Origin of the sequence: Niastella sp., assembly GCF_045805085.1 — a bacterium.
GTDB lineage: Bacteria > Bacteroidota > Bacteroidia > Chitinophagales > Chitinophagaceae > Niastella.
In genome coordinates this window covers 1-9653 of the sequence record NZ_JBJMLX010000238.1, presented here as the reverse complement: position 1 = coordinate 9653, position 9653 = coordinate 1, and the positions used below count along the sequence as shown (strand labels likewise).

Annotated in this window: 7 protein-coding genes; 5 read left to right on the top strand and 2 right to left on the bottom strand. The window is 44.8% G+C overall.

Annotated features, from left to right (window positions below):
* The coding region (gene msrA / locus ACJ751_RS12110) for a peptide-methionine (S)-S-oxide reductase MsrA (RefSeq protein ID WP_407745755.1) at positions 1–434 on the top strand (434 nt) is incomplete at its 5' end.
* A 172-nt stretch (positions 435–606) separates the two neighbouring features.
* Here msrA and ACJ751_RS12105 read toward each other — a convergent pair.
* Positions 607–2235 carry an ABC transporter substrate-binding protein gene (locus ACJ751_RS12105; RefSeq protein WP_407745754.1) on the bottom strand — a complete coding sequence of 543 codons (1629 nt, stop codon included), beginning with the start codon at positions 2233–2235 and terminating at the stop codon, positions 607–609.
* Positions 2236–2250: 15 nt separating this feature from the next.
* On the opposite strand from ACJ751_RS12105, the gene ACJ751_RS12100 reads away from it, so the two are divergent.
* The 3 genes from ACJ751_RS12100 to ACJ751_RS12090 all read left to right on the top strand — a co-directional run bounded on the left by ACJ751_RS12100 (position 2251) and on the right by ACJ751_RS12090 (position 6330).
* Positions 2251–3930, top strand: coding sequence for a M1 family metallopeptidase (locus ACJ751_RS12100; RefSeq protein ID WP_407745753.1), 1680 nt, complete (start codon positions 2251–2253; stop codon positions 3928–3930).
* Positions 3931–3959: 29 nt separating this feature from the next.
* Positions 3960–5453 (top strand): oligosaccharide flippase family protein, encoded by a 1494-nt coding sequence (locus ACJ751_RS12095; protein WP_407745752.1) that lies wholly within the window; start codon positions 3960–3962, stop codon positions 5451–5453.
* A 427-nt stretch (positions 5454–5880) separates the two neighbouring features.
* Complete coding sequence (locus tag ACJ751_RS12090) at positions 5881–6330, top strand: sensor histidine kinase (protein WP_407745751.1); 450 nt, start codon at positions 5881–5883, stop codon at positions 6328–6330.
* Positions 6331–6653: 323 nt separating this feature from the next.
* Here ACJ751_RS12090 and ACJ751_RS12085 read toward each other — a convergent pair whose 3' ends face one another.
* Positions 6654–7337, bottom strand: a complete 684-nt coding sequence (locus tag ACJ751_RS12085; RefSeq protein WP_407745750.1) for a C40 family peptidase — start codon at positions 7335–7337, stop codon at positions 6654–6656.
* A 546-nt stretch (positions 7338–7883) separates the two neighbouring features.
* Here ACJ751_RS12085 and dnaE point away from each other — a divergent pair.
* Positions 7884–9653, top strand: a 1770-nt coding sequence (dnaE, locus tag ACJ751_RS12080; RefSeq protein ID WP_407745749.1) for a DNA polymerase III subunit alpha, incomplete at its 3' end; no start/stop codon positions are given.

Genomic DNA, 9653 nt, shown 5'->3' with positions numbered 1-9653 from the left:
GCGGTCACGTTGCCAACCCTACCTATAAAGAGGTATGTACCGGCAATACCGGCCATGCAGAAGTAATACAGGTGGTGTACGATCCTAAAAAGATCACGTACGATGAGCTGCTGGAGGTTTTCTGGAAAACCCACGACCCTACCACGCTCAACAGACAAGGCGCTGATGTAGGTACGCAATACCGTAGTGTGATATTTTATCACAACAACGAACAAAAAGAAAAAGCCGTTAAATACAAAGCTGAGCTGGATAAAAGCGGCGCTTTTAATGATCCTATTGTAACGGAGATCTCTCCTTACACTCAGTTTTACGCCGCCGAAAATTACCACCAGGATTACTATGAACAGAATGGGAATGAACCTTATTGTAACATTGTTATCAGACCGAAGGTGGAGAAGTTTCAGAAGGTGTTTAAGAGTAAGTTGAAGCATTAGTTGATCAGTTGACCAGTTAACCAGTTAACCAGTTAACCAGTTGACCAGTATGTTGATAATGGTAATATAGTTAACAAGTTAAAATGTTGACGAGTTAATACATTATAAAAAAGGCGAGTCTCCTATTAATCGGGGGCTCGGCTTTTTAACTGATCAACTGTCAACTGGTCAACTATTTCCCAATATAAGTCCTTCTCAACTCAAGTAAATTAAGGCCATCTGGTTTAAAACCATGTACGTAAGGATGAACTAAACGAACCACTTCATCATAAAACAACGGTACTACCGGCGCATCATCCATCACCATTTGATCCATTTGCTGGTAAAGTTTATAACGCAGGCTATCGTTTTCGGTTACCATTGCCACATCGTACAGAGAATCAAACTTCGGATTGTTATAACGGGTATAGTTGGGCGGAGCCGGATTACCACCATAAAATACGCTCAGGTAATTTTCTGCTTCCGGAAAATCGGCGATCCAGCTGCCACGAAAGAACAAAGCTTCCGATTTGGCCGTTTGTTCCAGCAACAAACTCTTGGGTATTACTTCTATCTGAACTTTTATTCCAACCTCTTCCAACTGCCGCGCAATAAAACCCGCCATATCACTGTAAATAGGAATGGTCAACAGCTTTATCACGGGCAGGCCTTCCCCATCGGGAAAACCGGCCGATCTCAATAACTCCCGGGCTTTAACCGGGTTGTATGAATAGCCTTTCACCGCACTGCTGTCAAAGGAAGGTAAACCGGCCGGAATAAACCCGCTTTCTGCCGGTATCCCTTTGGAATTATACAGGTACATGATCATCTTGCGCCGGTCGAACCCATAATTAATGGCCTGCCGCACCGCTTTTAACCGCAGGGGCGAGTTGGTCACCAGCGGATTGGCGGTATCCATCAAAAAACCCAGGTAATCCGTGTTTAAATAAGAATGTTTGGAGAGAATGATCTTACCCTGCCAATCTTTACGCAGTTGTCCTTTTTTGGTAAGGATCTCATCCTTGAATGAAGGATCAATATCATTGATAAAATCCAGTTCTCCCTGTTGAAATAACAGGAATTCCGTGGCCTTGCTATCGAAAAACGTGATCTTGACGCCATCGAGGTATGGCAGGCGGGCGCCGGTACTGTCATGTTCAAAGTAATTTTCATTCTTCTGCAATATCATGGCCTGCCCTTCTTCCCAGGCCTTGAATTTGAACGGACCGGTACCACAGGGATGGCTGCGAAAATCAGCCCCGTATTTGGTGACCACTTCCTTTGGCACAACGGAGCAATATTGCATACTTAATAAGCCCAGAATGGGCGTGAAAGGACTTTTTAAAGTAAGCTGAAAGGTAGAATCGTCCAGCGCCTTAAAACTGTTCTTATCTTCGACACGATCGTTGAAGATCCAGGCGCCGCTGCTGGCCGTAGCCGGGTCAATAATGCGGCTAAAGCTGTAGGCCACATCAAAAGCCGTCAACAGGCGGCCTTTACCCTTGGGAAAAGCATCGTTATCATGAAAGAAAACGCCGGGGCGTAAATGAAACGTATACACCTTGCGGTCAGCCGATACATCCCAGCGATAGGCCAGTGAAGGAACGATCTGCAGGGCATCGTTGGTTTCAACCAGGGTATTGTACAACTGATGAACCACCCAGATGATGGCCTGGCTTTTGGCAAAAGCCGGGTCAAGGGTGCCAATACCCGTAGTTTCATTGTAATGAAACACGTGTTTATTACCGCTTGTACGGCTACCGCATGAAATAAATAAAATCACACCTGAAAAGACAGTAAAAAATATAACTTTAGCTTTCATATACTATCATCAACTATGAAAATAGGTACTTTTTCATTCCTCATTCTTAATTTATCATTTCTAATTATAGCGTCTTCCTGCGCCGCACAACCGCTGAGTAATAAAAAGCAGTTTACCCGGCAGGATACCCTGCGCGGCACCATCACCCCCGAAAGGGCCTGGTGGAACGTGTTACGGTACGATATCCAGGTTACGCCCGACTACCTGGGCAAAACCATCCAGGGAAAAAACCTGATCACTATACAGGTTTTAAAGCCCGAAACCAAATTACAGCTCGACCTGCAGGAACCAATGATCATAGATAGTATTTTTTTAATTGCACAAACCGGCAATGCCAGCAAAACAAACCTCACATTTCAGAAAGATGGCAATGCCTGGTTTGTGACCATGCCTGCTTTAACCGCCCATGCCACCCCTGTACTGGAGGTGAATTACCATGGCAAACCCCGGGAAGCCATTCGCCCACCATGGGATGGCGGCTGGATCTGGACCAAAGACAAACAGGGCCGCCCCTGGATGAGCGTGGCCTGTCAGGGACTGGGCGCCAGTGTTTGGTATCCCTGTAAAGACCATCAGAGCGATGAACCCGATAAAGGTGCCAGCTTAAGCATCACGGTGCCCGATACGCTGGTAGCAGTGGCCAATGGCCGCCTGCAGTCAAAAACGCCTAATAACAACGGTACCACCACCTATACCTGGGCGGTTAAGAACCCCATCAACAATTACAACATTGTTCCCTACATTGGTAAATATGTAACCTGGCACGAGAACTATGCCGGTGAAAAGGGTAACCTCGATTGCGACTACTGGGTGTTGGATTACGACCTGGAAAAAGCGAAAAAGCAATTTACCCAGGCAGATAAAATGCTCAAATGCTTTGAATACTGGTTTGGTCCCTACCCTTTTTATGAAGATGGCTATAAACTGGTAGAAGCGCCGCACCTGGGTATGGAACACCAGAGCGCGGTAGCCTATGGCAACAAGTTTGAGAATGGTTACCTGGGCCGCGACCTTTCAGGCACCGGCTGGGGCACCAAATGGGATTTCATTATTGTACATGAAAGCGGCCACGAATGGTTTGCCAACAGCATTACCTCCAACGATATTGCCGACATGTGGGTGCATGAAGGGTTTACCAATTATTCCGAAACCCTGTTCACCACCTGCGAATATGGGGTGGAGGCCGGAAACGAATATGTCATCGGCACCCGCGCGGGCATCAAGAACGACATTCCCATTATTGGTCAATATGGCGTAAACCAGGAAGGCAGCGGCGATATGTATCCCAAATCAGGCAACATGCTGCACACCATCAGGCAGATCATCAACAACGACTCTGCTTTCCGCAACATCTTACGCGGCCTCAATAAAACCTATTACCATAAAACAGTTACCTCAAAGGAGGTGGAAGCCTACATCAGCCGCCAGGCGAATATTGACTTTTCAAAGGTGTTTGATCAATATCTTCGCACCACCCAGATCCCCGTGCTGGAATATGCCATCAAGGGCAAGGACCTTAAATTCAGGTTCACCAATTGCGTTAAGGGATTTGGTATACCGGTAAAAGTAACATTCGGCAATGATGAAAGATGGATCCGAGCCAATGAAGAATGGACCATTATTTCAGGCACCAATGCCGGCAACTTTACTGTTGACAAGAATTTTTACATCAACACAAAGAAAGTTAACTGGTAACACTAAAACAGAGAACCAAGAACTGAAAAATGAGCATACGGCGGCAAAGTATTATTTCTTCCATATTGGTGTATATAGGAATGGCGTTGGGATTGCTGAATACATACCTGTATGCAAAATGGTTTACCGAAGCAGAATATGGACTAATAGGGTCTTTTCTGGCCTTTGGCACCCTTATGCTCTCCTTTTCAAACCTTGGGATCACCTACTACGTTTTGAAATTCTATCCCTATTACAAGGATAATCTGCCACCCGAAAAAAACGACATGATCACCCTGGCATTGCTGACCAGCCTCGCAGGGTTTCTCTTTGTTGTGATCGGTGGGGTTGTATTCAAAGACTTTGTGATAAGGAAATACTCCACGCACTCACCCGAGTTGGTTCATTATTATTACTGGCTTTTCCCATTTGGCTTTGGCCTCTCCATATATTCTATTTTAGAAGCATTTGCCTGGCAGTTGCGAAAATCGGTGTTCACCACTTTCGTTAAGGAAATATTGTTGCGGGCATTTGCTACTATTTTGATCGTGCTGTTATTCCTTCGATTCATTAAAGACTTTGACCTGTTCATTAAAATATACGCCTTCACGTATATTGGCATTGCAGCATGCCTGGTAGGGTATTTGATCGCCACCCGCCAGTTACATTTTACTTTTACCATAAGCCGCGTAACAAAAAAATTCTCCAGGAAAATAATCAGTGTATGCCTGTTTGTTTGGGGTGGCTTTCTGGTAGTGAATATCTCAAACGTATTTGACACGCTTGTGATTGGCGCCGTAGTAACAAATGGTATGAAGTTCGTGGGTATTTATACACTGGCGCAAAACATGTCGAGCCTGGTGTTTGCCCCGCAACGGGCAATTAGTGCAGCCGCAATAGCGCCTTTGTCGCAGGCCTGGAAGGACAAGGACCTGGATCGCATCAATCGCATTTACCAACGCAGCAGTTTGAACCAACTGATCTTTGGACTGGCCATTTTTCTTTTAATATGGCTCAACTTTACCGATGGGGTACTCACCTTTCATTTAAAACAAGGTTATCTCGATGCCCGCATTATTTTCTTATTCATTGGTCTCACCAAAGTGATTGATATGGGTACTGGATTAAATGCCCAGATCATTGGCACCAGCAATTACTGGAAAGTAGAGTTGCTCAGTGGGGTGGTCTTACTATTGATTACGCTCCCTTTGAATTATTTATTGACCTTACATTTGCAAGAGTTAGGACCCGCTGTTGCCAATCTTTTTGCAATCATCGTATACAATGGCATCCGGTATTTTTTTCTGTTAAAGAAATTCAAATTACAGCCATTTACCCGGCAAACAGTATATTCTCTTTTATTAGCCGCAGCCTGTTACCTCATCTGCTTTTTGCTCTTTAATGCCTACCAGGGATTTGGCTGGCTCGTTCTGCGCAGTGCGGTATTCTGTTTATTATATGCAACAGGGGTGTTGTATCTTAAATTAACCCCCGATGTATTACCTGTTTGGAATACAATTAAAACCCGGTTGAAGCTAAAATAATTCAGCGCTATCTGCTAAAAACTTTCAGCACTATCTGCTAAAAATGTTCAGCACATTGTGAATGCTTTAACATTTCCGCCTTCATTAATTGTCAAACGAACGTTGATAAGTGTCCTTTTAGCACTTATTTCAAAAACCAATGTAATCGTTTGCGTAAATCGACCTCTCGTTTTTACAGATAAACCCCTAGTGCCTATTTATGCTTTAGTCTATTTTCATTTATAACAGCACACCACTTGATGCTTTCACCTCTTTTGCATCGTTACTTTGATTCAGCATTACAGAATGCATGGAGTTCTTGGTCAAGGTATCTGATGAAAGCAGCCAGTCCTTAAGAAAACAGTTGATTCGTAGCACTTAGTTCCGTTTTTAGTTCGTATCCCTTTGAACTCTTTTCGATTTGCTCATATCATTAAAAAATCCAGTTATGAAAAGCTTGTCAATTTTTCAACAACCGGCACCAGTATTCACCCAAACAAGTACCTCAACATCCGTAACCCCCGTACCCCTGCACAAATTGGTCGATCAGCTCATGCACAGCTTCATTCCGCTGGCCGTAACCCAACACAGTTTTATCATCAACAGCGTAGATGAAAGTTTTCAATTAAATGCCGATGAGCAGGTACTCGCTTTTATCGTAGGCAACCTCCTGAACAATGCGATCGTTAGTTCGCACGACGCCTGTGTTCGTATTGAAGCGGTTAAAAAATCCCAGGGCGTGCAGATCATCGTGCGGAACAGCGGAGCAAATTTTTACAGCACCGTAGCACATGGTTTTTCCCAGGTTGTAGCAGCCGCCCGCAGTATGGGTGGAAATATCAATATCTACAATCAAAAACACGAAGGAACAGTTATTACCCTCTCTGTGGCCGCTTAAATAAGGCAGAGGCAGAAGGGAGAGAAGAAAGCGGTAGTAAAAACATGACAAGGTTCAATATATAAGAGAATCCAATATCCTTATGTTGAACCTTTTTTAATTTCTTCCAATCCGGCGCCAGTATCTTAAGAACCCAATAACCAATAACTTAAAAACCCGGAAAACGTTAATCCCGGTACCCGGAAAACTTTTTTTAGAACTCTCAATAACTTAATAGCCTGCAAATCCAAGAACCTGCAACTTTGAACAAAGAACCCAATAACTTAATAACTTAAAAACCTGTAACTCGAAGCTCTAAAATGCAGGTTTTAAACTGAGACCACCTAATTAACAACTCTTCCTCCGCAAACAAACCTGGCTTTATAGTAATCTTCACCCAAGTCACTGATTATTACCCCACTGCTGGTAGCAGCATGTATAAATTTATTATTGCACAGGTAAACGCCTACATGGGTAATACCGGCTTTGGCGCCCTTGGTTTTAAAGAACACCAGGTCGCCCTGGGCTAATTTCTTCTTTTTAATGTGTTTGCTTTTATCATACATTTCCGCGGAGTTGCGGGTAAGGTCCAAATCGTAGTACGAAGCCATAAACGCTCTGGTAAATCCACTGCAATCAACCCCATCGCGCGTATCGCCGCCATATTTGTATTTGGCGCCATACCAGCTATCGATCAGTTCCAGCAATTTGCTATCGTTGATCATTTCTACCGGAATATCCAATAAAATGGCATATTTGAATTGTAAAGGGGCGCTTAGCTCAATCCCGATCACCTTGCGGTTTTTCAGTTCGGCGATCTTATTCTCTTCTTCGGGAGTTAATGCGGCCAGTCTGGTGGTAGGACTGGCAACCTTTTTTGTTTTGATGGTAGTTGTTGTAGACCCCCTGGTGGTCTTCTTTTTACTTTTGCCATCCTGAAAAACCTTATAAAGGCCAAACGGATGACGTGCTGATGCTGGTTCAGCATACACCAATAGGGTGGATATAATGATAATCAGATACTTCACAGGCTGGAAATTTTATTGCCATTTAATCACTCAAACCTGTAACAACACGTTTGAACAAGTTACGGCAAGGCCTCAAAAATAGCAAATACATTGCCAGTATGCCATTAAAATTTGGAAAGAATTACACGGCGCCCGCCGAAACCCTGGCGAAGGGGGACTGTGCCCGCCACAACCTTCAGCGAACGCCCCTTGCCCGCCGGAGCCTTGGTGTAGCGGGCTGCGTCCGCCGAAGCCTTGGCGAAGGCGGACCCAAATTAACTTATTCAGGCCGTGTGGATATAAATTCCTCCCAATCACTTTTGATTAAAGAACTTTATACCACAATTTCGTGTTTTATTACATAGAAGCTTTTCATTGATTATGAGACCTTTAACCCAATAAGAGCCTTTGTAATCGCCAATAGCCATTGAAAGCCGAAGGCTTAAAGCCAAAAGCAAAACCTGGTTACAGGCGACCGGCAACCGGTAACTTGTAACCTGAAACCTGGAACAGCAGCTTAAACAACCGAAGCAAGAACTTTAGAACAAATTAACTTTAAATAGATACATGTGTAAATTCTCCCATCTTCATGTTCATACCCAATTCTCGTTGCTCGATGGACAGGCATCCATACAGTCATTGTATAAAAAGGCTGTTAAGGACGGCATGCCCGCTCTTGCTATTACCGACCATGGCAACATGTTCGGCGCTTTTGAATTTGTGGCGGAGGCCTATAAACACAAAAATGAAGATGGCAGCCTGAAGGTAAAACCCGTTGTAGGCTGCGAATTTTATGTAGTGGAAGACCGGCACAGAAAAGTGTTCTCCAAAGAAGTAAAAGATGAACGCTATCACCAGGTACTGCTGGCAAAAAATAAAGTGGGTTACCAGAACCTGGTTAAATTAACCAGCCTGGGTTACATAGAGGGTATGTACAGCAAATACCCCCGTATTGATAAAGGCCTTATTGAAAAATACCGCGAAGGGCTTATCGCTACCACCTGCTGTATCGGCGCCTATGTGCCGCAAACCATTCTGCACGATGGCGAAGAAAAAGCCGAAGCAGAATTCAAATGGTGGCTCGACCTGTTTGGCGAAGATTATTTCATAGAAATACAACGCCACAACCTCAAGGAACAGGAGATCATCAACCAAACGCTGTTGAAGTTTTCCAAAAAGTATAATGTACCTGTTATTGCCACCAACGACAGCCACTATACCGATCAGGACGACTACAACGCCCACGACATCCTTCTGTGTATAAACACCGGTGAAAAGAAAAGCACGCCGGGTTTCGATGATTTTGTAAATGACGATACCAACATAAAAGACCGTCGCTTCAAATTTCCCAATGACCAGTTTTATTTCAAAACCCAGGAGGAAATGAAGAAGCTGTTCAGCGATATTCCCGAATCAATCGATAACACCAATATCATCGTTGACCGGGTGGAAGTGCTGAACCTGAAAAAGGATATTTTATTGCCGGCCTTTCCCCTGCCCAAAGAGTTTCAGGTCACTGATGACAGCAATCTGAATCAGTGGGAATTTCTGAAACACCTTACATACGAAGGCGCCAAAGAACGTTATGGCGATATCACCCCCGAGGTGCAGGAACGGCTCGACTTTGAGCTGTTCACCATCAAAACCATGGGATTTGCCGGTTACTTCCTTATTGTAAGTGATTTCATTAAAGCCGGTCGCGAACGCGGCGTATTCATTGGCCCGGGCCGTGGCTCGGCGGCGGGTAGCGCCGTGGCCTATTGCATTGGCATTACCAATATAGATCCCATTAAATACAACCTGCTGTTTGAGCGCTTTTTGAACCCCGACCGTAAGTCGATGCCGGATATTGATACGGACTTCGACGATGAAGGCCGGCAAAAAGTGATCGATTATGTAGTGGAGAAATATGGTAAAAGCCAGGTAGCCCAGATCGTTACCTATGGCACCATGGCCGCCAAAAGTAGTATTAAGGACGTAGCGCGTGTGCTCGATCTGCCGCTGGTTGAATCGAACGCCATTGCCAAGATGGTACCGGAAAAACCGGGTATCGAGCTCGGCAGGGTATTACATGCACCCTTAACTGCAAAAGAGGGGGAGAAATCGCTGGAAGAAAAAGAAGGCATTGGCCCGGATGAGATCGAGATCATTAAAAAGCTCCGCGAAATATACAATGGGCAGGGAATAAACGCCACCGTACTGCACGAAGCAGAACGGCTGGAAGGTTCCGTTCGTAACACCGGTATCCACGCCGCAGGGATCATCATTGCCCCTTGCGATCTGACCGATCTGATCCCTGTGTCAACCGCCAAGGACTCCAGCTTGTGGGTTACCCAG